This window comes from Agrococcus sediminis (assembly GCF_007923295.1).
Classification (GTDB): Bacteria; Actinomycetota; Actinomycetes; order Actinomycetales; family Microbacteriaceae; genus Agrococcus; species Agrococcus sediminis.
Window position 1 is genome coordinate 26,943 of the sequence record NZ_VOIR01000016.1, and the last position, 22,865, is coordinate 49,807.

Genomic DNA, 22,865 nt, shown 5'->3' on the forward strand with positions numbered 1-22,865 from the left:
CTGCGTCAGGCGTGGTCGGAGCCGTGCACGTCGCCGGGCGCGCGGTGCGCGACGTCGCGGAAGGAGCGCAGCACGATCGCCGAGATGAGGAACACCGCAGCGGTGATGCCGCCGGCGATGTAGGCGCCGAGCTCGCTCTCGGACTCCGCCGCAGCAGCAGCGGCGAGCGTCGTCGCGCTCAGGAATGTCAGCGTCATGGAAGCCTCCGATCGACTCCCACTCTAGCGCGGCTCACGCGCGCACCTGGCCCGTGCCGCGCACGATCCACTTGGTGCTCGTGAGCTCCGGGAGCCCCATCGGGCCGCGCGCGTGCGCCTTCTGCGTCGAGATGCCGACCTCCGCGCCGAAGCCGAACTCGCCGCCGTCGGTGAACCGGGTGGATGCGTTGTGCATGACGACCGCCGAGTCGACCTCCGCGAGGAACCGGTCCGCCGCATCCGCGTCGTCGGTGATGATCGTGTCGGTGTGGTGGGTGCCGAAGGCGTTGACGTGCTCGATCGCCGCGCGCACGTCGTCGACGACGCCGATCGCGACGTCCATCGAGAGGTGCTCGGTCGACCACCCCTGCTCCCCCAGCGGCTCGGGCGCGTCGACGCCGGGCAGCGGGGTGTCGGCGTGGATGGTGACGCCCGCCTCGCGCATGGCGTCGGCGATCGCCGGCACCGCGGTGTCGGCGATGTCGCGGTGCACGAGCACCGTCTCGAGGGAGTTGCAGACGCTCGTGCGCTGCGTCTTGGCGTTCAGCAGGATCTCGAGCGCCATCGGCAGGCTCGCCGCCCGGTCGACGAAGGCGTGCACGACGCCGGCACCCGTCTCGATGACGGGCACGGTCGACTCGGTGACGACCCGCTCGATGAGCGCGGCGCTCCCCCGCGGCACGAGCAGGTCGACGAGGCCGCGGGCCCGCATGAGGCGCCCGGCGCCGTCGCGGCCGAAGCGGTCGATCGTCTGCACGGCCGCGCGCGGGAGGCCCGACGCCTCGATCGCGTCCTGCATCGTCGCGACGAGCACCGCGTTCGTGCGCTCGGCCGCCGAGCCGCCGCGCAGCACGACCGCGTTGCCGGAGCCGAGCGCGATGCAGGCGAGGTCGACCGTGACGTTGGGGCGGGCCTCGTAGATGACGCCGATGACGCCGAACGGCACGCGCACCTCGGTGAGCTCGAGCCCGTTCGGCAGCGTGCGCTCGCGCAGCACCTCGCCGATCGGGTCGGGCAGCGCCGCGAGCTGGCGGGCGGCGGCGGCGAGGGCGGCGATGCGGCCCTCGTCGAGCAGCAGCCGGTCGAGCAGGCCGGAGGCGAGGCCGCCGGCGCGGCCGCGCTCGAGGTCCTCGGCGTTCGCGGCGAGGATCGCGTCGCCCGCGCGCTCGATGGCGTCGGCGATCGCGGTGATCGCGGCGTGGCGCCGCTCGGCGGGCGCGACGCCGAGCTCGCGGGAGGCGCGCTTGGCGTCGGTCAGGAGCCGGTCGAGGTCATCGGGCATGCCTCGATCCTAGGAGCGGGCGGATGCGCGGGGAGCCTCGTGCGGGGGTGGTCTCGACTCGTCGGCCCGGAGGGCCGACGGCTCGACCAGCGGAGGCAGGGCCGACGGCTCGACCAGCGGGGCAGGGGCCGCCGGCTCGACCAGCGGGGGCAGGTGCCGACGGCTCGACCAGCGGGGGCGGCGCCGAAGGGTCGACCAGCGGAAGCAGCGTCAGTGCTCGGGGGCGGGGTTCGGCTCGAACTCGGTGCCGAGCCGCTCGCCCGCGATGAGGCGCTCGAGCAGCGGCGTCGCCGTGACCGTCACGCGCACGCCGGCGTCGGCGGCGAGCCGCGCCGCATCCACCTTCGTCATCGCCCCGCCGGAGCCGATGTGCGAGCCGCTCGCGCCGAGCCGCACGCCCTCCATCGGGTCGCCGTACGCGACGCGGTGGATGGGCTCGGAGCCGGGCTCGTCGGGCGGCGCCGTGCGGAGCGCCTCGATGTCGGAGAGCAGGATGAGCCGGTCGGCGCGCACGAGCCGGGCCACGAGGGCCGCGAGCCGGTCGTTGTCGCCGAAGCGGATCTCGTGCGTCGCGACCGTGTCGTTCTCGTTGACGATCGGCAGCATGCGCAGCTCGAGCAGCCGCTCGAGGGCGTTGCGCGCGTTGACGCGGTGCGAGTCCATGTCCATGTCGGACGCGGTGAGCAGGATCTGCGCCGCGACGAGCTCGTGCCGGGACAGGCTCCGCTGGTAGCGGTTCATGAGCACGTTCTGCCCGACGGCCGCGGCGGCCTGCTGCATGGGCAGGTCGGCGGGGCGCGCGTCGAGGCCGAGGAACGGCATGCCCGTCGAGATCGCGCCCGAGGAGACGAGGATGACCTCGCCCGCCCGGTGCAGGCGCACGAGCCCGTCGACGAGCGGCTCGATCTGGCCCCGGCGGTCGCCCGAGATCGACGACGAGCCGACCTTGACGACGATGCGCTGCGCGACCGAGAGGTCGAGCGAGGTCATGCCTCGTCGTCCCAGCGCTGCACCTCGAACCCCTCGTCGTCGGTCCAGATGCCGGCGTCGCGCTCGCCCTTGAGGTCGTCGCGCGCCGCCTGCTTCGCGTCCATCTGGCGGTGGTACTCGGCGCGGCGCTCGGCCGTCGTGCGGCGGTCGTTGCGGTCGAGCCGCGGATCGGTGCCGCGGTTGCCGACGAGCTCGGCGGCGGATGCGATGGTCGGCTCCCAGTCGAAGACGATGCCGGCGCCGGGGCCGATGACGACGGTCGCGCCCGCGACCGCGCCCGCCTTGAGCAGCGCATCCTCGGTGCCGAGCTTCGCGAGCCGGTCGGCGAGGTAGCCGACGGCCTCGTCGTTGCGGAAGTCGGTCTGCGCGACCCACCGCTCGGGCTTCGCGCCCAGGATGCGGTAGACGGGGCCCTCGTGGGAGCCCTCGACCTTGACGACGAAGCCGGCGTCGTCGATCGCCTTGGGGCGCAGCACGATGCGCTCGGGCGCCGGCTCGGCGCCCTTCGCGGCGCGGTCGGCCTCGACGATCTCGGCGAGCGCGAACGACAGCTCGCGCAGGCCCCGGTGCGCGACCGTGGAGATCTCGAAGACGCGGTAGCCCATGGCCTCGATGTCGGCGCGCACGAACGCGGCGAGCTCGGCGGCCTCGGGCACGTCGATCTTGTTGAGCGCGACGAGCTGCTGGCGCTCGAGCAGCGGCGTCTGCCCCTCGGGCACAGGGTACGCCTCGAGCTCGCGACGGATGACCTGCAGGTCGCTCACCGGGTCGCGGCCGGGCTCGAGCGTGGCGCAGTCGATGACGTGCAGCAGCGCCGAGCAGCGCTCGACGTGGCGCAGGAACTCGAGCCCGAGCCCCTTGCCCTCGCTCGCGCCCTCGATGAGGCCGGGCACGTCGGCGATCGTGTAGCGCGTCTGGCCCGACTCGACGACGCCGAGGTTGGGGTGCAGCGTCGTGAACGGGTAGTCGGCGATCTTCGGCCGCGCGGCCGACATCGCGGCGACGAGGCTCGACTTGCCGGCGCTCGGGAAGCCCACGAGCGCGACGTCGGCGACGGTCTTGAGCTCGAGGGTGATGTCGCCCTCGAAGCCGGGGGTGCCGAGCAGCGCGAAGCCGGGCGCCTTGCGCTTGGTGTTCGACAGCGCGGCGTTGCCGAGCCCGCCCTGGCCTCCGGCCGCGACGACGAGCCGCATGCCCGCCTGTGCGAGGTCGGCGAGCTGCTCGCCGGACGCATCCGTCACCACCGTGCCGACCGGCACGGGCAGCTCGAGGTCGGCGCCGGAGGTGCCCGAGCGGTGGTCGCCCATGCCGGGCTGGCCGTTCTCGCTCGCGCGGTGCGGCGCGCGGTGGTAGCCGAGCAGCGTCGTCACCTGCGGGTCGGCGACCAGCACGATGTCGCCGCCGTCGCCGCCGTTGCCGCCGTCGGGGCCCGCGAGGGGCTTGAACTTCTCGCGCTTCACGGAGACGCAGCCGTGACCGCCGTGACCGGCGCGCAGATGCAGCGTCACCTGATCGACGAACGTCGCCATGGCATGCCTCCTTCGATGCGAGAACGGGGCGGGCCGAAGCCCGCCCCGTTCATCGGGTGTCTGTGTGTCGTCAGCCTGCGGCGACGATGTTGACGACCTTGCGGCCGCCCTTCTGGCCGAACTCCACGGCGCCCGCCTCGAGGGCGAACAGCGTGTCGTCGCCACCGCGGCCGACGTTGGCGCCGGGGTGGAAGTGCGTGCCGCGCTGGCGGACGATGATCTCGCCGGCCTTGACGACCTGGCCGCCGAAGCGCTTCACGCCGAGGCGCTGCGCGTTCGAGTCACGACCGTTGCGGGTGGACGATGCGCCCTTCTTGTGTGCCATGTCTGGAGCCCCTTACTTGATCTCGGTGACCTTGAGGCGCGTGAGCTCCGAGCGGTGGCCCATGCGGCGCTTGTAGCCGGTCTTGTTGCGGTAGTGCTGGATGCGGATCTTGGGGCCGCGCAGGTCGGTCACGACCTCGGCCGTGATCTTCACCTTGGCGAGCGCGTCGACATCGGTCGTCACCTTGTCGCCGTCGACGAGCAGCACGGGGGCCAGCTCGACGTTGCCGTTGTCGTCGCCGGCGATGCGGTCGACGACGAGCACGGTGCCGACCTCGACCTTCTCCTGCCGGCCGCCGGCGCGCACGATTGCGTACACCACGTTGGATCCTCACTGTTGGAACGACTCCCGGCAGGGCCGGGACGAAGCTTGTGGCGCGCGCGAGATCGCGACCTGCACCAGCGGACAACGATACAGGCACGCGGCGCCTGCGGTCAACATGACCGCCCGCGTGGCGCCCGCTACCGTGGGCGGATGGCGATCCTCGTCGACGACCCGCTGTGGCCGAACCACGGCACGCTGTGGGCGCACCTCATCAGCGACGCGTCGCTCGACGAGCTGCACGCCTTCGCCCGGGCCGCCGGCATCCCGTCGCGCGGCTTCGACCACGACCACTACGACGTGCCCGCCGAGCGCATCGACGCGCTCGTCGCGATGGGCGCCGAGCGCGTGCCCCCGAAGGAGCTCGTGCGCCGGCTCATCGCGAGCGGGCTGCGTGTGAAGGAGCGCGACCGGCCGCACTAGCCCGGTCGCGCCCCGTCGCGTCAGCGGTCCGAGTCGTCGGGCTTCGCCGTGATGACGCCCGAGGAGGCGCGGCGCGAGCGCCGTGCGGCCTTGCCGGTGCCGGGCGCCGGCGCGGCGAGCGCGTCGAGCGCGCTGCCGAGCAGCCCGTCGAGGTCGCCCTCGGTGGCCTTCGGCGCGGGCGCCTCGTACACAGGCTCGAGGGGGATGTCGAGGATCGTGACGATCGGCTCGGCGGCGACGGCCTCGACCGCCTCCTTCGAGGGCGCGACGATGCCCGACGGCTGCTCGCCCGACGGCTGCTGCACGGGCTGGTGCGCCGCGGGCTGCTCGCCCGCAGGGTGCTCGCCCGCAGCGTGGTCGCCCTCGTGCGGGCGCCCCTTGCCCGCGGAGGCGATCTGCGACAGCCCCTTGCGGAGGTCGTCGGTGATCGCGTGCGTGCCGCCGGCGCCCTGCTGGTGCTGCTGGTGCTGCTCGGCCTGCTGCTGGTCGGCCTGCTTGCCGCGGCGCCCGCGGCGGCCGCTGCTGCTGCCGTTGCCGCCCGCGTCGGACTGCTGCTGGCGCTGCGGCTTCGAGACGGGCTCGTGGTGCACGATGATGCCGCGGCCGGCGCAGACCTCGCACTGCTCGGAGTAGGACTCGAGGAGCCCGAGGCCGAGCTTCTTGCGCGTCATCTGCACGAGGCCGAGGCTCGTGACCTCTGCCACCTGGTGCTTCGTGCGGTCGCGGCTCAAGCACTCGATGAGGCGCCGCTGCACGAGGTCGCGGTTGGACTCGAGCACCATGTCGATGAAGTCGATCACGATGATGCCGCCGATGTCGCGCAGGCGCAGCTGGCGCACGATCTCCTCGGCCGCCTCGAGGTTGTTCTTGGTGACCGTCTCCTCGAGGTTGCCGCCGGCGCCGACGAAGCGGCCGGTGTTCACGTCGACGACGGTCATCGCCTCGGTGCGGTCGATGACGAGCGAGCCGCCCGAGGGCAGCCACACCTTGCGGTCGAGCGCCTTGTCGATCTGCTCGGCGATGCGGAAGTGGTCGAACGGGTCATCGGTGCCCTCGTAGGCCTCGACGCGGTCGAGCAGGTCGGGCGCGATGGCCTCGAGGTACTCGCGGATCGTGGTGAGCGCCTCGGACCCCTGGATGACGAGCTTGTGGAAGTCCTCGTTGAAGACGTCGCGCACGATCTTGACGAGCAGGTCGGGCTCCGCGTGCAGCCGCTGCGGCGCGGTGCCGGAGGTCTTCTGCTGCTGGATGCGCTCCCACTGGCGGGTGAGGCGCTCGACGTCGCGCGTGAGCTGATCCTCGGTCGCGCCCTCGGCGGCGGTGCGCACGATGACGCCCACGCCCTCCGGCAGCACCTGCTTGAGGATCTTCTTCAGGCGGGCGCGCTCGGTGTCGGGGAGCTTGCGGGAGATGCCGTTCATCGAGCCGCCGGGCACCGACACGAGGTAGCGGCCGGGCAGCGAGATCTGGCTCGTGAGGCGGGCGCCCTTGTGGCCGACCGGATCCTTCGTCACCTGCACGAGCACGGTGTCGCCGGGCTTCAGCGCCAGCTCGATCTTGCGCGGCTGGCCCTCGAGCTCGGCGGCGTCCCAGTCGACCTCGCCCGAGTAGAGCACGGCGTTGCGGCCGCGGCCGATGTCGACGAAGGCGGCCTCCATGCTCGGCAGCACGTTCTGCACGCGGCCGAGGTACACGTTGCCGATCAGGCTCGACTCGGAGGCCTTGGCGACGTAGTGCTCGACGAGCACGCCGTCCTCGAGCACCGCGAGCTGCACGCGGTCGTGCTTCGAGCGCACGATCATCTGGCGCTCGACGGCCTCGCGCCGGGCGAGGAACTCGGTCTCGGTCACCACCGTGCGGCGGCGGCCCGCGTCGCGGCCCTCGCGGCGGCGCTGGCGCTTCGCCTCGAGCCGGGTGGAGCCGCGCACCTTCTGCGGCTCGGTGATGAGGGGCTTCTCCTCCTCGACGTCGCCGCCGCGGCGGCGCGAGCGGGAGCGCGTGCGCGAGTGGCTGCGACGGCCGCCCTGCGGCTCGTCGTCGTCGTCGTCCTCGTCGTCGTCCTCCTCGTCGCGCAGCGACGGGAGGGCGGGCAGCGCCGCGAGGTCGGGCGCGTGGAAGAGCAGGCCGAACGGCCCCGTCGGCACCTCGGGCAGCGCGAGCGCGGCGGCGAGCGGGTCGTCGCCCGCCGAGCCCTGCGCACCGGCGTCGGGCGCGGGGGCCGCGGGATCGGTGAGGCCGGGCTCGTGGCCGGGCTCCTGCTCCCCCGCCGCCACCGGAGCGGCGGCCTCGGCGGCCGGCTCGGCGGCGGGCTCGGCACCCTGGTCGTCGGCCACCGGCACCTGCGCCGGGGCGTCACCCGACGCATCCGTCGCCGCATCGGCCTCGGCCGCCGGCGCCGTCCTGCGCGTGGTCGCCCGCTTGCGCTTGGGCCTCTCCGCCTCGGGCGCCTCGGCCTGCTGCACCTCAGCGGGCGCCTCGGTGGCCTGCTGCGCCTCGGGCGCCTCGGCCGTGCCGGTCTGCTGTGCTGTGCCCTCTGCCTCTGCGGGGAGGGTCGTGTCGTCGTTCACCATCGCTGGCGCGCTCCTGCCGCAACCGGCGCCGCCGGTCGCCATCTCGCTCGCGACCGGGGCGCGCCCCGGCGCGAATCCTTCCTGACACCCCCTCGCGGGGATGGCCCGGGCTAGGCGTGCTGCCCGGAAAACCTGTGTGAGCGCCCGTCGGGCGCGCTGCGGGGAAGTCTACCCCACGAGCGCTGCGGGCTCAGGGCAGCACGACGCGCACCGCGAGGGCGACGAACGCGACCGCCGCGACGAGCGTGCCGACGATCGCCGGCCAGCCGTGCGGCTGCACGCGGCGCCCGATGCGCGCGCCGAGCAGCACGACCGCCGTGAGGTAGAGGCCCGAGACCGCCTCGAGGATCAGCATCATCACGAGCAGGTCGCCGAGCGGCGTCGGCGACGCGGGGTCGATGAACTGCACGAAGAACGACGCGAAGAAGAGGATCGCCTTCGGGTTCAGCAGGCTCGTGACGAGCGCCGTGCGGAAGGGCGCGAGCCGCGGGTGGGCGATGATCGGGTTGGGCGCGGTGAGCGGATGCGTGGGGTTCTCGGTCGCTGCGGGCTCGGCCCGGCGGGCCATGCGGGCGCGGATGCGCGCGACGGCGCTGCGGACGAGCCCGACCGCGAGCCAGCAGAGGTAGAGGGCGCCGGCCCAGGTGAGCGCGGTGAAGACGACCGGGTTGGCCGAGAGCGCCTGCGCCGAGAGCACCGCGAGCACCATGAGCACCGCGTCGCCGAGGAAGACGCCCAGCATCGCGCGGAACCCGGCGCGCGTGCCCGCCCGCAGCGCGCTCGTCGCGACGTAGAGGCTGTTGGCGCCCGGCAGCAGCACGATGACGACCACGCCGGCGGTGAAGGCGGCGATCGTCGCCGCGTCGAGGCTCACGAGCGCGCCCGACTGACAGAATGGTGCGCAGGAGGCTCCATGAACCCGTCACGTCCTGCCCACATCGCTGCGCCTGTCTGGCTGGGCGCGGTCCTCGTCGTGACGGGGCTCGCGGGCCTGCTCGGCGCGTTCTCGCTCTCGGTGGAGCGCATCGAGCTGCTGCTGAACCCCGAGGCGGCGCTCAGCTGCGACCTCAACCCGTTCCTGTCGTGCTCGGGCGCGATGGAGTCGGCGCAGGGGCGCCTGTTCGGCTTCCCGAACCCGTTCCTCGGCCTCATGGCGTTCCCCGCCCCGATCGTCGTGGGCGTGCTGACGCTCGGCCGCGTCGCGATGCCGCGCTGGGTGTGGACGGCCTTCTCGGTCGGCGTGCTCGGCGGCCTGGTGTTCGTGCTGTGGCTCGCGCAGCAGTCGATCTTCGTGCTCGGCTTCGTCTGCCCGTGGTGCTTCCTGGTCTGGATGGCGATGTACGCGATGGCGTTCCCGCTCTGGACGTGGGCCTTCGGCGCCGGCGCGCTCCCCGCGCCCGCGGGGCTGCGGCGCACCGCGGCGCGCTTCTCGTCGTGGGGCTGGGTGCTGTCGCTCGCGCTCGCCGTGATCGTCGTGCTGACGATCATGGTCGTGCTGCCGGGCATCCCCCGGTTCCTGTTCGCCTTCTAGCGGCGGGGCGCCGGCGCGCTCAGCCGAACCAGAGCGCGAGCTCGCGCTCGGCCGACTCCTCGGAGTCGGAGCCGTGCACGAGGTTCTGCTGCACCTTGAGGCCCCAGTCGCGGCCGAGGTCGCCGCGGATCGTGCCGGGCGCGGCCGTCGTCGGGTCGGTCGTGCCGGCGAGCGAGCGGAAGCCCTCGATGACGCGGTCGCCCTCGAGGCGGATCGCGACCGACGGGCCCGAGAGCATGAACTCGACGAGCGGCTCGAAGAACGGCTTGCCCTCGTGCTCGGCGTAGTGCTCCTCGAGGAGCGCGCGCTCGGGCTGCACCATGCGCAGGTCGGCGACGCGGTAGCCCTTGGCCTCGATGCGGGCCAGGATGGCCCCGGTCAGCTGGCGCTGGACGCCGTCGGGCTTGATGAGGACGAGGGTGCTCTGCATGCCTGCCAGCCTACCGACGGCGCACCGCCTCAGCTGCCGGGGGCGCCCCTCGGGTCGAGCCCCGCCGCGCGCCGCTGGCGCTCGATCCCGCGCGCCTTCACGAAGCAGAAGATCCACAGCCCGACGAGGATGAGCGCGACGACGCCCCACACCGGCTCGAACACGGTCAGCGACGCGACGGCCGCCTGCACCGCGAGGCTCACGACCCAGCCCCACGGGTGCCGCAGCAGCGGCATCGTGGCGATGAGCAGCACGCCGACGACCGCGAACGCCGTCGGCGCCGGCCAGTCGCGCGTGACGCCCCAGGAGGCGAGCGCGCCGAAGACGATGCCGGCCGCCTGCAGCCCGTGCACGATGCGCAGCAGCGACTCCATCGCGCCGCGCGCCGGGCGGGCCCGCCGCTCGCGGGGGCTCACCGCTGCTCCTCGTCGGTGACCTCGACGGTGGCCGCCTGCCGCCGCGCATCCGGCCGCACGAGCCAGCCCGCCTCGCGGGCGTGGCCGAGCACGTCGCCGAGCAGGGTGATCGAGCCGGTCACGACGACGGCGCCGCCGCGGTCGGCCGCGCTCTCGCGCGCGGTCTCGACGGCGGTGCCGAGCTCGGGCTCCACGAGCACGCGGTCGGCGCCGAGCACCGCCACGGCCTGCGCCGCGAGGTCGTCGGCGGGCAGGGCGCGCTCCGAGCGCGACTGCGTGACGACCACCTCGTCGACGACCGGCTCGAGCGCCTCGAGCACGCCCGTCACGTCCTTGCCGACGAGCACCCCGAGCACGAGCGTGACCCGCTCGAGGCCGAAGAACGCCCCGAGCGCCGCCCGCAGCGCGGTCGCGCCGTGCGGGTTGTGCGCCGCGTCGAGGATCACGAGCGGCTGCGAGCCGATCACGTCGAGCCTGCCCGGCGAGGTCGCCGCGGCGAAGCCGTCGGCGAGCACCTGCGCGGTCATCGGCTGGCCGCCGCCGCCGAGGAACGCCTCGACCGCGACGAGCGCGAGCGCCGCGTTGGCGCCCTGGTGCGCGCCGAGCAGCGGCACGAGCTGGTCGATGTACTCCGCCGCGAGGCCGCGCACGGTGATGAGCTGGCCGCCGACCGCGACCGCCTGCGCGGAGAGCGCGAAGTCGCGCCCCTCGACGAGCAGCCGGGCACCCACCTCGGCGGCGCGCGCCTCGAGCACCGCGAGCGCCTCGGGCGCCTGCGCGGCGCTCACGACGATCGCGTCGGGCTTGATGATCCCGGCCTTCTCGCGCGCGATCGCCTCGACCGTCGTGCCGAGCCGGTTCGTGTGGTCGAGGGCGATCGGCGTGATCACCGCGACGTCGCCGTCGGCGACGTTCGTGGAGTCCCACGTGCCGCCCATGCCGACCTCGAGCACCGCGACGTCGACCGGCGCATCCGCCATGATCGCGAGCGCGAGCACGGTGAACGCCTCGAAGAACGTGAGCCGGCGCTCGCCCGCCGCCTCGAGCTCGGCGTCGACCATCTCGAGGAACGGCGCGACGTCGTCGTAGCCGCGCGCGAACGCCTCGTCGGAGACGGGCTCGCCGTCGAGCATGATGCGCTCGTTGACCCGCTCGAGGTGCGGGCTCGTCAGCACGCCCGTGCGGAGCCCGTGCGCGCGCAGCAGCGCGTCGGCGATGCGGGCGGTCGAGCCCTTGCCGTTCGTGCCGGTGATGTGGATGACGCGGAAGGCGCGCTGCGGGTCGCCCAGCAGCTCGACCGCGCGCCGCGTCGCCTCGATGCGCGGCTCGACCGCCTGCTCGCCCGCGCGCGCCAGCAGCGCCTCGTAGGCGACCTGCGCCGCCTCGCGGTGCTCGAGCGCCTCGAGGATCCGGTCGTCGATGCTCTCGTCGGCCATGCCCGCGCCGTCCTCCGTCATGCCTGCGTCCTCCGTCATGCCTGCGCCCTCTCGAGCGCGATCGCGAGCGGCGAGCCGTCGCCCACGCGGTGCGCCGTGCGCCCGTCGGCGAGCTCGCCCATCGTGTCGTCGACGCGCTCGAGCTCGAGCTCGAGCGCCAGGGTCTCCCCCATCACGAGCGCACGGTTCGCCTCGAGCGCCGCGACGCCGTGCGCGTCGGAGCCGAGCCGCAGCCGGATGCGGTCGCTCACGTCGAGGCCGGCCTCCTTGCGCGCCTGCTGCACGGCCCGCACGACGTCGCGCGCGAGCCCCTCGGCCTCGAGCTCCGGCGTCGTCGCCGTGTCGAGCACGACGAAGCCGCCGCCGGGCAGGAAGCCCACCGCGGCCGTCTCGTCGGCCACCTCGAGCGCGAGCTCGAACTCGCCCTCGGCGAGCTCGATGCCGCCCGCGACGACGGTCTCGCCGTCGACCGACCAGTCGCCCGCGCGAGCGGCCTGGATGGCGCGCTGCACGTCCTTGCCGAGGCGCGGGCCGGCGGCGCGCGCGTTGACCTGCAGGCGCCGCGAGATGCCGTACCGCTCGAGGGCGTCGGGCCCCGCCTCCTCGAGCACGACCTCCCGCACGTTCAGCTCGTCCTGCAGCACCGCGCGGAACGGCGCCACGTCGACCGCGCCGACCACGGTGAGGGTGGGCAGCGGCAGCCTGACGCGCTTGCGCGCCTGCTTGCGCAGGGCGTTGCCGACGCTCGCGATGGCGCGCACCGCATCCATCTGCGCGACGAGCGCGTCGTCGGCAGGCAGCTGCTCGGCGTCGGGCCAGTCGGCCAGGTGCACCGAGCGTCCGCCGGTGAGGCCCTTCCAGACCTCCTCCGTCACGAGCGGCGAGAGCGGCGCGGCGAGCCGGGTGAGCGTCTCGAGCACCGTGTGCAGCGTGTCGAACGCCTCGCTGCCGGAGCCGTCGGCGGCGACGCCCTGCCAGAAGCGGTCGCGCGAGCGGCGCACGTACCAGTTCGTGAGCACGTCGAGCAGCTCGCGCACCGCGAGCGTCGCGCCCGTCGCGTCGAGCCGCTCGAGGCTGTCGGTCGCGGTGACGACCGTCTCGCGCAGCTTCGCGAGGATGTAGCGGTCGAGCACGTCGGCGGATGCGGTGGACCGCTTCGCGACGTACGGCGCGCCGTCCTGCGCGCGGTTGGCGTAGGTGGCGAAGAAGTACCAGGTCGACCACAGCGGCAGGTGGAACTGGCGGAGCGCCTCGCGGATGCCCTCCTCCGAGACGACGAAGTTGCCGCCCCGCAGGATCGAGCCCTGGAGCAGGTTCCAGCGCACCGCATCCGACCCGTAGGCGTCGAACGACTCGTTGACGTCGGGGTAGTTGCGGCGCGACTTCGAGGCCTTGAAGCCGTCGTCGCCGAGGATGATGCCGTGGCTGATGACGTTCTCGAACGCCGGCCGCCCGAAGAGCGCCACCGAGAGCACGTGCAGCACGTAGAACCAGCCGCGCGTCTGCCCGATGTACTCGACGATGTAGTCGGCGGGGCTGTGGCTGTCGAACCACGCCTCGTTCTCGAACGGGTAGTGCACCTGCGCGAAGGGCATCGAGCCCGAGTCGAACCACACGTCGAGCACATCCGGGATGCGCCGCATGGTGCTGCGCCCCGTCGGGTCGTCGGGGTTCGGGCGCGTCAGCTCGTCGATCGCGGGCCGGTGCAGGTCGGTGGGGCGCACGCCGAAGTCGCGCTCGAGCTCGTCGAGCGAGCCGTACACGTCGACGCGCGGGTGGTTCGGGTCGTCGCTCTTCCACACCGGGATGGGGCTGCCCCAGTAGCGGTTGCGGCTGATCGACCAGTCCCGCGCGCCCTCGAGCCACTTGCCGAACTGCCCGTGCTTGACGTTCTCGGGCACCCAGGTGATCTGCTCGTTGGCGGCGAGCAGGTCGTCCTTGATCTCGGTCACCCGCACGAACCAGCTCGAGACGGCCTTGTAGATGAGCGGGTTCCGGCAGCGCCAGCAGTGCGGGTAGGAGTGCACGTAGGAGGCCTGGCGCAGCACGCGGCCGGCGTCCTTCAGCAGCTTCGACAGCGGCTTGTTCGCGTCGAACACCTGCTGGCCGGCGACCGGCGCGACGACGTCGAGGAACCGGCCGCCGTCGTCGACGGAGAGGATGGTGGGGATGCCCGCGGCGTTCGAGACGCGCTGGTCGTCCTCGCCGTAGGCGGGCGCCTGGTGCACGATGCCGGTGCCCTCGCCGGTCGCGACGTAGTCGTCGACGAGGATCTGGAACGCGTGCTCGGTGCCCCACGCCTCGGCGTCGGCGAAGAAGTCGAACAGCGGCTCGTACCGCACCCCGGCGAGCTCGGCGCCGGGCATCGTGCGGACGATCGCGGCGACGGCGTCCTCGGCCGAGTCGTAGCCGAGGTCCTTGAAGTAGCCGGGCACCGTGGCGGTCGCGAGCAGGAAGGGGCCGTCGCCCGCGCTCGTGCCGTTCGGGCCGGCCGGCACGACGCCGTACTCGACCTCGGGGCCGACCGCGAGCGCGAGGTTCGTCGGCAGGGTCCACGGCGTCGTCGTCCACGCGAGCGCCGCGACGTCCGACAGGCCGAGCGCATCCGCCCGCTCGCCCGAGAACGGGAACGTGACGGTCAGCGTGGTGTCCTGGCGGTCCTGGTAGACGTCGTCGTCCATGCGCAGCTCGTGGTTCGACAGCGGCGTCTCGTCGCGCCAGCAGTACGGCAGCACGCGGTATCCCTCGTACGCGAGGCCCTTGTCGTGCAGCGCCTTGAACGCCCAGATGACGCTCTCCATGTAGGTGATGTCGAGCGTCTTGTAGCCGCCCTCGAAGTCGACCCAGCGCGCCTGGCGGGTGACGTAGTCCTCCCACTCGTCGACGTACTGCAGCACCGACTCCTTCGCCTTCGCGTTGAAGACGTCGACGCCCATCGCCTCGATCTCGGCCTTCTCGGTGATGCCGAGCTGCTGCATCGCCTCGAGCTCGGCCGGCAGGCCGTGCGTGTCCCAGCCGAACACGCGCGGCACGTGCTTGCCGCGCATCGTCTGGAAGCGCGGGAAGACGTCCTTCGCGTAGCCGGTGAGCAGGTGGCCGTAGTGCGGCAGGCCGTTCGCGAAGGGCGGGCCGTCGTAGAACACCCACTCCTGGCAGCCCTCGCGCTGCTCGAGCGAGGCGCGGAACGTGTCGTCGCCCTTCCAGAAGGCGAGGATGCCGCGCTCGAGCGCCGGGAGGTCGGGGCTCGCGACGACGGGCTGGTCGCCGGAGAGCGGGTAGCGGCGGGCTGGCTGGTCGGTCACGCTGGTCTCCTGCATCCTTCGGAACTCGGATGCGGGGACGCTCTCGCGCGGTACCACCCCGCTTGCGGTTCCGTGCCCTTCGGCCGGATCCGCCGCTTCGTGCCCGTCGCCGGGCCTGCGGCTGTGACGGGCCTGCCCCGTTCGGATCTACTGCGCGGCTCGCGCCGCGGTTCTCCCGACCGCTCCCCGGTGATGGCCGGATCAGTGCGTGTGCCTGCGATCCTACCGCGACTCGCCCCGCAGCGTCACGCTGCCGGCGCTCACGTCGACGTCGATCGTGGACGCCGCGCCCGCCTCGTCGGTGACGTCGATCGTCGCGTCGCCCGCCGAGGCGTCCTCGGTGACGTCGTAGGTGCCGTCGGGGATCGCGAGCTCGACGCTCCCGGCGCTCGCCGAGGCGACGATCGCGTCGGGCTGGTCGCCGGTGAGGGCCCCGACGATGCGGCCGGCGCTCACCTGCAGGTCGACGGTGCGCGCATCCGCGAGGTCGAGGCGCGCCTCGCCGGCCGACACGTCGAGGTCGAGCGAGGCGGCGGTGCCCGCGAGCTCTGCCGATCCGGCGCTGAGGTCGACCACCACGGCGCCCCACGAGCCGTCGGCCTCGAGGCTGCCGGCGGCGACCGACGCCTCGAGGTCGAGCTCGTCGCGCTCGAGGGCGGCCGGCAGCGTCAGCACCGCCCGCTCCTCGCCGGCGCGGTCGGCGAACATGATGCCGAAGCCGAACCAGCGCCAGCGCCGGTCGGCGTCGACGACGAGCGCGTCGCCGGTGCGCTCGAGCCGCCACTGCTGCACGGGACCGCCGTCGGTCGTGACGTCGAGGGTCGCCTCATCGACGTCGGCGTAGCGCACCTGGAAGGCGGCCGCCGAGGTGTCGATCCGCAGCGCCGCGACGCCGTCGGCGTCGGCCGTCCAGCTCTGGCTGGTGGCGGCGTGGGCGGCGACGCCGCGCACCACGCCGCCGCCGATCGCGTACACGGCGCCGAGCGAGCCGAGCACGATGAGCAGCACGCTGAGCCAGCGGCCGGGACGGGAGGGGGTCGTGATGGTCATCGGATGCCTCCGGGGGCGTCGGGAGCGCCGCCGCCGGTGCGGGGCGCGTCGAGGTGGGCGAGCACGGCGAGCACGCGGCGGTTGCCGTCCTCGGGCTCGAGCTCGAGCTTCTGGAAGACCGCGGTGATGTGCTTCTCGACACTGCCCGCGGAGACGTAGAGGCGGTCGGCGATCGCCTGGTTGGACGCGCCCTCCGCCATGAGGGCGAGCACCTGGCGCTCGCGAGGGGTGAGGCGCTCGGTGCGCCCGTCGTGGCGGCGCCGGGCGAGCAGCTGGCTCACGACCTCCGGGTCGAGCACCGTGCCGCCGGCGGCGACCTGCTCGACGGCGGCGAGGAAGTCGCGCACGTCGGCGACGCGGTCCTTGAGCAGGTAGCCGAAGCCGGCGGGGCCGCTCGCGATGAGGTCGGCCGCGTAGCGCTCCTCGACGTACTGCGACAGCACGAGCACGCGCGGGCGGTCGCCGCGGCTGCGGATGCCGATCGCGGCGAGGATGCCCTCGTTGGTGCGGGTCGGCGGCATCCGCACGTCGAGGATGGCGAGATCCGGGTCGGCGGCGGCGATCGCGGCCTCGAGCGCGGTGGCGTCGGGGAGCTGCGCGACCACGTCGTGGCCGGCGTCGGTGAGGAGGCGGGCGATGCCCTCGCGGAGCAGCACGCTGTCCTCGCAGATCAGGATGCGCACGGGACGTCCACCTCGATCGCGGTCGGACCCCCGACGGGGCTGGTCAGGGTGAGGGTGCCGCCGACGCCCGCGACGCGGTGCGCGAGGCCGTCGATGCCGCCGCCGGGCTGGCGCTCGGCGCCGCCGATGCCGTCGTCCTCGACGCGCGCCCAGAGCGACGGCGGGGCGTCGGCGGGCTGGCGGGTGCGGATGGCGACGCGGATGCGGCTGGCGCGCGCGTGCTTGTGGGCGTTCGTGAGCGCCTCGGCGATCGCGAAGTAGACCGCGGTCTCGGCGTCGCGCGAGCAGCGGCGCTCGATGCGCGCGTCGACCTCGACGGGGATGGCGCTGCGGGCGGCGAGCGCCGACACCGCCGCGTCGAGTCCCCGGTCGTCGAGCACGGCGACGTGGATGCCGCGGGCCAGCTGCCGCAGCTCGGTGACGGCCGCCTTCGACGACGCATGGGCCTCGTCGATGAGCCGGCGCGCGCCCTCGGGGTCGGTGTCGATGCGGTCGCGGGCCATGCCGAGCTGCATCGCGATCGACACGAGCCTCGGCTGCACCCCGTCATGGAGGTCTCGCTCGATCCGGGTGCGGTCGAGGTCGGCGGCGCGCACGGCGCCGTGGCGGCGCTCGCGCTCGGTGCGCGCCTCCTGCTCGAGCCGCGCCCGGTCGTCGGGCACGAGCAGCCCGAGGGTCACGTTGCGGTGGGCGATGGCGAGGCCGATCGTGCCCGCGACGCCGGCGGCGAGCGCCACGAGGCCCAGCAGCGGCGCCCACTCAACGGGGGCTGCGAGCGAGGTGAGCGGGATGGTCACGGTCTCGGCCTCGCCGAGGCCCGCGAGCGCGAGCGGGACGCCGAGCCCGACGAGCGACAGCAGCGGCAGCGTGAACGCGCCGAACAGGCTCGCGAGGAAGAAGCTGAGCAGCGCCCGCCAGTGCGCGCCGTCGGAGACGATGCGCAGGAGCGTGTGCGGCACCCGCAGCCAGTCGGTGCGGCCGGAGCGCCGCAGCACCGCCGGCGGCACGGGTGCGCCGTAGAGGCCGGCGACGCGCTCGCGCTCGATCCACGCGACCGCGAAGACGGCCAGGATCGCGAGCGCGAGCAGCAGCACGCCGACGAGCACGACGAGCGTCGCGACGCCGGTGCCGGCGAGGATGACGATGCCCGAGAGCGCGGGCAGGCCGACGGCGCCGAGGAGCGCGAGGTGCGCGATGGTCGCGAGCAGGGAGCGGATGCGGTGCATGGCTCCACGCTAGGACCGGGTCGAGCGCGCGGCACGGGGGATGCGCGCCGCACCTGCGGGGGCTATCCCCCGGTGGTCTCCCGCCGCGGGCTCCCGCCGTGGCCTCCCGCCGTCGCCACAGCGCCCGGCGGTACCCTCGGCGCATGATCGACACCCGCACGAGATCCCGAGCGCCGCGCACCGCCGCGGCCGCGCTGCTCGCGGCCGCCGCCCTGCTGCTCGCCGGCTGCGGCAGCGCGCCGGCACCCGCGCCGACCGCCTCGCAGGCGCCGACGGAGTCCGGCGGCGCGGGCGAGCAGTCGCAGGCGCAGCAGTGCGCGCAGGTGATGGCCGACGTGCAGGCGATCGCGACCGACGTCGGCCGGGTCGGCGAGCTGCTCGCCGCGAACCCGCTGCAGGCGCTCGCGCTGCTCGCCGACGTCTCGGGCCGCGTGGGCGACCTGCAGACGAGCGTGAGCGACCCGGCGCTGCTCGAGCGCATCGGCGAGATCCAGGCCGGCTGGGAGGCGCTGCTGGCCGAGGCCGAGTCGTCGCTCGCCGCGGGCGACCCGGCCGGCGTCGAGCGGGTCACGGCGGGAGTGACGGAGCTGCTCGAGCAGGTCTCGTCGCTGCAGGAGTTCTGCGCGGGCACGGCATGAGCGCCCGCACCGCCCGCGGCGCAGGGCGCCCTGCTGGTCGCGCTCGCGCTCCTCACGACCGGCTGCGTGATCCTCCCGCCGCCGCTGCCGACGGCCGCCCCGCCCGTCGTCGCGACGCCGACCGCGACGCCCTCGGCCTCGAGCACCCCTGAGCCCACCCCGACGCCCACCGCGACCGAGGCCGCGCCGAGCGAGCCCGCCCCGAGCGAGCCGCAGCCGACGGCCGAGGAGTGCGCCGCCGCCGACCAGGCGCTCGCGGCGATCGTCGAGCGCGCGACCGAGGTGCTCGACGCCGTGCCGGCGGACAGCAGCCCCGACTGGGCGGCGGCCGACGCCGTCGTCGCCGACCTGCCCGTGATGCGCGACGCGTTCATCGCCGAGACCACGAGCCCGGCGCTCGCCGAGAGCTTCCGGGAGCTCGACCAGCCGATCGCCGACCTCACCGAGGCCGTCGCATCGCGCGACGACCTGAGCGTCACGATCCTCTCCCCCATCGTGGCGCTCGCGGCGCCCTCGGCGCTGCTGCCCTGCGCCGGCGTGCTCTGACGCCGGCGCCGGCCGCCGCTCGTACGCTGGGCGCATGCAGGCTCCCCTCCTCGCGACGCTCGACGGCAGTCTCGTCGACGTCGCGCATCCGATCGTCCGCGCCGACGACCTCGGCGTCGTGCGCGGCGACGGCGTCTTCGACGCCACCCTCGTGCGCCTGGGCGCCGACGCCGCGCCGCACGTGCGCGACCGGCAGTCGCACCTCGACCGGCTCGAGCGCAGCGCGGCCATCCTGCAGCTGCCGGCCCCCGACCGCGCCGGCTTCGAGCGCGCGATCGACGCGCTCGTCGCGGCGTGGGACTTCGCCGCGCACCCCGAGGCGCTGATCCGGCTCGTGCTCACCCGCGGGCCCGAGTCGGGCGGCGACCCGACGGCCTTCGCGCTCATGGCGCCGCTCGCCGCATCCGCGGTCCGCGAGCGCGAGCAGGGCGTCGCGATCACGCTCCTCGGCCGCGGGCACGACGGCGACGAGGTCGCCGCGATGCCGTGGCTGCTGCCGGGCGCGAAGAGCCTGTCGTACTCCATCAACATGGCGGCGAAGCGGCACGCGGTGCAGCACGGCTTCGACGACGTCGTCTTCGTCGCGCCGTCGGGCGCGCTCCTCGAGGGGCCCACGTCGACGCTCGTCATCGACCGCGGCGGCCGGCTGCTGACGCCGAAGCAGGACGGCATCCTCGCCTCCATCACGCTCGAGCAGCTCATGCGCGACGCGCCGCGCGAGCTGCAGGTGGCGTTCGCGTCGCTCACGCCCGACGACCTGCGGGCCGCAGACGGCGCCTGGCTGCTGTCGTCGGGCCGGCTGCTCGCGGCGGTCACGAGCGTCGACGGCGAGCCGCTCCCCCGCTCGCCGCTCGACGCCGAGCTGCGCCGCGTGCTCGACGTCTGAGACGACTGCGGCGTCCGGGGCGGCTGAGCGCCCGCGGGGTCAGCCGAGGCGCTCGACCTGGGCGCGCAGCAGCTGCTCGACCGCCTCGGGCGGCGCCACCTGGTGCACCACCGCGACGAGGAGTGCGCCGTGGGCGTCGGCCTCGACGACGAGGGATGCGACGGGCCCGGTGAGCAGCACCGTGGCGGTGTGCGCGCCGTCGCCCGTGCCGAGCGCGCCGGCCTCGGCGACCTCGCCGTCGCACGCGATGCCGAGGGCGTGGAGCGCGGTCGCGGCGGCGGCGGCCGCCGCTTCGGAGCCGTAGCGCAGCAGCACCACGTTCATCGGGCCGCCGGGCGCGGGCTCGGCCGCGAGCGCCACGAGCGCGGCCTCGGTCGCCGCGCCGTCGACGGCGTCGGCGGCCGCGGCGCAGTCGCCGCCGATGCTGCGCGCGACGCCGAGGTGCGCGATCGCGTCAGCGGGCTCGACCTCGGCGGAGGGCGCGAGCCGCGTCCAGGCGGCCTCCGCCTCGCCGTCCGGGCCGCTCCAGCGCAGCGGAGGCAGCGCCGCGGGGTCGAGGAGCAGGTCGAGCAGTGCGGCGGACTCAGCGGGCTCGGGGCTCGGCGTCGGTCCCGGCCCGGGAGGCGTCGTGGGAGCGGGCGTCGCGACGGGTGCGGCGGAGGGCTCGGGCTCCGGCTCGGGCGCTGCTGGCGGCGAGGCGGTGGGCGCCCCGTCGTAGTGCACGGTCGGCGCGGTCGGCCGCGGCACCCCCTCCGGCTGGCCCACCGGGCCCGCGAGCGGCGGGGAGACGACGGAGGCGTCCTGCGTCGGCAGCGGGGGTGGCGGCGAGACGGTGACGGGCGGCGGCGCCATCGGCCCGCACCCGGCGACCGCCGCGCCCGTGATGAGGGCCGCGGCGGCGGTCAGGATGCGAGACCCGCGCCTCATGGGGGACATGATCCGCCCCGATGGCGGCGAGCGCGAGAGGCGCGGCGTCAGACCGCCGGATCGTTGTGGATCCGTGATGCAGCGGCGATCGGCTCGAGCGCGGCGCGCACGGCCTGCGCCGCGGGCGGGCGGCCCGGCTCGTGGGTCCACGCGACGAGCGCCGCGCACGCGGCGGCGATGATCGCGACCGGCGCCACCGCCGCCGACGTCGACTCCGGCAGCGCGTCGCGCTCGAGCGCGAGCGCGAGCGCGGCGCGGTCGACGAGCGGCTGCAGGTGCGCGGCCGCGCCGTCGCGCAGCGCAGGCTCCGCGCCCATCGCCGCGGCGTCGCGCAGGGCGGGCGGCGGCGTCGTGCCCCACGGCTGCACCGCGTGCGCGATGGCGTCGACGAGCCGGGCCAGCGCGTCCCGCTGCGGCACCGCATCCGCACCGCCCTGCTCGAGCGCGTCGGCGGCACGCGCGATCGCCGCGTCGAGCGCGACCCAGAGAGCGTCGGCCTTCGAGGCGCAGTAGCTGAAGACGGTGCCGCGGGAGACGCCGGCGCGGCGCGCGATGTCGTCGACGCTCACCGCGTCGTAGCCCGCCTCGAGGAACAGCTCGAGGGCGGCCTCGTGGATCGTCGCGGCGTCGGACGCGCGCGGTCGTCCTGGGCCTCGCCTCGATGCCATGGGAATCCTCTCTCGCCGCTAATGTTGCACCCGGTACGACAACGAGCGCCACCCGGGCGCTCCCGAGGAGCCCCCGTGATCACCACCCCCGCGCGCCCGCGCACCAGCACCCGTCGCGTCGCCGCGGCCGCGACCGTCGGCACCGCGCTCGAGTCCTACGACTTCTACACCTATTCGTACTTCGCCGCATTCTTCGCCGGCCCGTTCTTCTTCTCGGCGCTCGGCGAGGCGGGCGCGCTGCTGGCCTCCTTCGCCACCATCGGCATCGCCTTCGTCGTGCGCCCGATCGGCGCGATCGTCTTCGGCCACCTCGGCGACCGCATCGGCCGCCGCTCGACGCTGCTCATCACGATCGCGCTCATGGGCGTCGCGACCGGCCTCGTCGGCCTGCTGCCGACGGGCGAGGACTGGGTGCTCTTCGGCGCCGTCGCGCTCGTCGTGCTGCGCGTCGTGCAGGGCCTCTCGCTCGGCGGCGAGTGGGGCGGCGCCGTGCTGCTCGCCACCGAGCACGCCGACGCCCGCCGCCGGCCGTTCTTCGCGTCGCTGCCGCAGCTCGGCTCCCCCATCGGCTCCGTCGCCGCGGGTGGCCTCATGCTCGCGATGTTCTTCGGCCTGGGGCCCGAGGCCATGGCCGCGTGGGGCTGGCGCATCCCGTTCCTCATCGCCATCCCGCTCATCGCCGTCTCGCTCTACCTGCGCTGGTCGATCGACGAGACGCCGGTCTTCAAGGAGCTCGCCGCGACGGGCCAGCGCGAGAAGAACCCGGTCTGGGCAGCCGTGCGCACCCAGCCCGCGGCGTTCGGCGTCGCGATCCTCGTGGCGCTGCTCGGCATCGGCTCGTACTCGCTCATGAACACGTACACGATGGGCTACGGCGTGACCGCGCTCGGCTTCGACGAGATGCAGCTGCTCACGGCGGCCACCATCGGCGGCCTGCTGCAGTTCGTCACCGTGCCCGCGTTCGGCTGGCTCGCGACGCGCATCGGCTCGGCGCGCGTCGTGGCGCTCGGCGCCATCGGCACGCTGCTCATCGCCTTCCCCATCTACTGGCTGCTCGGCAGCGCGACCTTCGCGGTGCTCGTCGCGCTCATGGTGGTCGGCGGCATCCTGCCGACCGCGTCGTGGGCGGCGCTCGGCGGCACGATGCAGGAGCTGTTCCGCGGCCGCCACGCCTACTCGGCGCTCTCGGTCGCGTACGCGATCGCGGCGGTGCTGTCGGGCTTCATCCCGTCGATCACCGCGTGGCTCGGCACCGCGACCGACAGCGCCTGGTGGCACCCGGGCCTCGTGCTCGCGCTGCTGTCGGCGCTCACGCTCGTCGGTGCGCTCGCGGCCCAGCGGATGCGCCACCTCGGCGACGAGGACGCCGACGCCGCGCAGGCGGTCGTGCGCGAGGAGGCGCCCGCGCCGGTGTGATCGCGCGCGCAGCGCGCGACTGGGCGGCTGCGCCCGAGCGGGCACGGCGCGCCGGCCCCGGTCGGGCGCAGCC

The 22,865-nt window shown here is 74.5% G+C and carries 23 protein-coding genes; 6 read left to right on the plus strand and 17 right to left on the minus strand.

The annotated features are described in order from the left end of the window. Positions 1-5 precede the first annotated feature (5 nt). From FQ330_RS10740 to rplU, 6 genes are all read right to left on the minus strand, one after another. On the minus strand, positions 6-197 hold the full coding sequence (locus FQ330_RS10740; protein WP_128189740.1) for a hypothetical protein: 192 nt from the start codon (positions 195-197) through the stop codon (positions 6-8). A gap of 34 nt (positions 198-231) precedes the next feature. Then, entirely contained in the window at positions 232-1,479 is a 1,248-nt protein-coding gene (locus FQ330_RS10745; RefSeq protein ID WP_146357468.1) for a glutamate-5-semialdehyde dehydrogenase, read from the minus strand. A 210-nt stretch (positions 1,480-1,689) separates the two neighbouring features. Beyond that, entirely contained in the window at positions 1,690-2,469 is a 780-nt protein-coding gene (gene proB, locus FQ330_RS10750; protein WP_146357470.1) for a glutamate 5-kinase, read from the minus strand. Beyond that, positions 2,466-3,998, minus strand: coding sequence for a GTPase ObgE (gene obgE / locus FQ330_RS10755; RefSeq protein ID WP_146357472.1), 1,533 nt, complete (start codon positions 3,996-3,998; stop codon positions 2,466-2,468). Before obgE ends, proB begins: the two co-directional genes overlap by 4 nt. Positions 3,999-4,068: 70 nt before the next feature. Beyond that, on the minus strand, positions 4,069-4,323 hold the full coding sequence (gene rpmA, locus FQ330_RS10760) for a 50S ribosomal protein L27 (RefSeq protein WP_128189736.1): 255 nt from the start codon (positions 4,321-4,323) through the stop codon (positions 4,069-4,071). Between the two features lie 12 nt (positions 4,324-4,335). Further along, positions 4,336-4,644 (minus strand): 50S ribosomal protein L21, encoded by a 309-nt coding sequence (gene rplU / locus FQ330_RS10765; RefSeq protein WP_123697699.1) that lies wholly within the window; start codon positions 4,642-4,644, stop codon positions 4,336-4,338. Positions 4,645-4,797: 153 nt separating this feature from the next. Between rplU and FQ330_RS10770 the strand changes: the two genes are divergently transcribed. Further along, complete coding sequence (locus FQ330_RS10770; protein ID WP_128189734.1) at positions 4,798-5,067, plus strand: DUF4031 domain-containing protein; 270 nt, start codon at positions 4,798-4,800, stop codon at positions 5,065-5,067. 20 nt (positions 5,068-5,087) lie between these two features. On the opposite strand, the gene FQ330_RS10775 is transcribed toward FQ330_RS10770, so the two are convergent. Beyond that, the gene (locus tag FQ330_RS10775; protein WP_146357474.1) at positions 5,088-7,637 is read right to left on the minus strand and encodes an Rne/Rng family ribonuclease; all 2,550 of its coding nucleotides are present in this window, start codon (positions 7,635-7,637) and stop codon (positions 5,088-5,090) included. 190 nt (positions 7,638-7,827) lie between these two features. Then, positions 7,828-8,511 carry a leucine efflux protein LeuE gene (gene leuE / locus FQ330_RS10780; RefSeq protein ID WP_128189732.1) on the minus strand — a complete coding sequence of 228 codons (684 nt, stop codon included), beginning with the start codon at positions 8,509-8,511 and terminating at the stop codon, positions 7,828-7,830. Between the two features lie 39 nt (positions 8,512-8,550). Between leuE and FQ330_RS10785 the strand changes: the two genes are divergently transcribed. Continuing rightward, positions 8,551-9,168 (plus strand): vitamin K epoxide reductase family protein, encoded by a 618-nt coding sequence (locus FQ330_RS10785; protein ID WP_146357477.1) that lies wholly within the window; start codon positions 8,551-8,553, stop codon positions 9,166-9,168. Positions 9,169-9,187: 19 nt separating this feature from the next. Here FQ330_RS10785 and ndk read toward each other — a convergent pair whose 3' ends face one another. The 7 genes from ndk to FQ330_RS10820 all read right to left on the minus strand — a co-directional run bounded on the left by ndk (position 9,188) and on the right by FQ330_RS10820 (position 17,711). Continuing rightward, a complete protein-coding gene (gene ndk / locus FQ330_RS10790) occupies positions 9,188-9,598 on the minus strand; it encodes a nucleoside-diphosphate kinase (RefSeq protein ID WP_128189730.1) in 411 nt (136 codons plus the stop codon). Positions 9,599-9,627: 29 nt separating this feature from the next. Further along, entirely contained in the window at positions 9,628-10,014 is a 387-nt protein-coding gene (locus tag FQ330_RS10795; RefSeq protein WP_128189729.1) for a DUF4233 domain-containing protein, read from the minus strand. Further along, positions 10,011-11,450: a bifunctional folylpolyglutamate synthase/dihydrofolate synthase gene (locus FQ330_RS10800; RefSeq protein WP_146357727.1), complete on the minus strand. Its 1,440-nt coding sequence runs from the start codon at positions 11,448-11,450 to the stop codon at positions 10,011-10,013. The genes FQ330_RS10795 and FQ330_RS10800 overlap by 4 nt, the downstream gene beginning before the upstream one ends. 35 nt (positions 11,451-11,485) lie before the next feature. Continuing rightward, positions 11,486-14,767 carry an isoleucine--tRNA ligase gene (gene ileS / locus FQ330_RS10805; protein WP_146357479.1) on the minus strand — a complete coding sequence of 1,094 codons (3,282 nt, stop codon included), beginning with the start codon at positions 14,765-14,767 and terminating at the stop codon, positions 11,486-11,488. 207 nt (positions 14,768-14,974) lie between these two features. Next, on the minus strand, positions 14,975-15,802 hold the full coding sequence (locus FQ330_RS10810) for a DUF4097 family beta strand repeat-containing protein (RefSeq protein WP_146357481.1): 828 nt from the start codon (positions 15,800-15,802) through the stop codon (positions 14,975-14,977). Continuing rightward, the gene (locus FQ330_RS10815) at positions 15,799-16,485 is read right to left on the minus strand and encodes a LuxR C-terminal-related transcriptional regulator (RefSeq protein ID WP_146357483.1); all 687 of its coding nucleotides are present in this window, start codon (positions 16,483-16,485) and stop codon (positions 15,799-15,801) included. The genes FQ330_RS10810 and FQ330_RS10815 overlap by 4 nt, the downstream gene beginning before the upstream one ends. After that, entirely contained in the window at positions 16,473-17,711 is a 1,239-nt protein-coding gene (locus FQ330_RS10820; protein WP_146357485.1) for a sensor histidine kinase, read from the minus strand. Before FQ330_RS10820 ends, FQ330_RS10815 begins: the two co-directional genes overlap by 13 nt. A gap of 143 nt (positions 17,712-17,854) precedes the next feature. On the opposite strand from FQ330_RS10820, the gene FQ330_RS10825 reads away from it, so the two are divergent. From FQ330_RS10825 to FQ330_RS10835, 3 genes are all read left to right on the plus strand, one after another. Next, positions 17,855-18,349, plus strand: coding sequence for a hypothetical protein (locus tag FQ330_RS10825; protein WP_146357487.1), 495 nt, complete (start codon positions 17,855-17,857; stop codon positions 18,347-18,349). 66 nt (positions 18,350-18,415) lie between these two features. Continuing rightward, positions 18,416-18,895, plus strand: coding sequence for a hypothetical protein (locus tag FQ330_RS10830; protein WP_146357489.1), 480 nt, complete (start codon positions 18,416-18,418; stop codon positions 18,893-18,895). Between the two features lie 34 nt (positions 18,896-18,929). Further along, entirely contained in the window at positions 18,930-19,781 is an 852-nt protein-coding gene (locus FQ330_RS10835) for an aminotransferase class IV (RefSeq protein ID WP_146357491.1), read from the plus strand. A 39-nt stretch (positions 19,782-19,820) separates the two neighbouring features. Here the strand turns inward: FQ330_RS10835 and FQ330_RS10840 are convergent, their stop codons facing one another. Both FQ330_RS10840 and FQ330_RS10845 read right to left on the minus strand, forming a co-directional pair. Continuing rightward, positions 19,821-20,708, minus strand: coding sequence for a hypothetical protein (locus FQ330_RS10840; protein ID WP_146357493.1), 888 nt, complete (start codon positions 20,706-20,708; stop codon positions 19,821-19,823). Positions 20,709-20,755: 47 nt separating this feature from the next. Further along, the gene (locus tag FQ330_RS10845) at positions 20,756-21,376 is read right to left on the minus strand and encodes a TetR/AcrR family transcriptional regulator (RefSeq protein WP_146357495.1); all 621 of its coding nucleotides are present in this window, start codon (positions 21,374-21,376) and stop codon (positions 20,756-20,758) included. A gap of 75 nt (positions 21,377-21,451) precedes the next feature. On the opposite strand from FQ330_RS10845, the gene FQ330_RS10850 reads away from it, so the two are divergent. Further along, the gene (locus FQ330_RS10850; protein WP_225792821.1) at positions 21,452-22,792 is read left to right on the plus strand and encodes an MFS transporter; all 1,341 of its coding nucleotides are present in this window, start codon (positions 21,452-21,454) and stop codon (positions 22,790-22,792) included. The last annotated feature ends 73 nt before the right edge of the window (positions 22,793-22,865 follow it).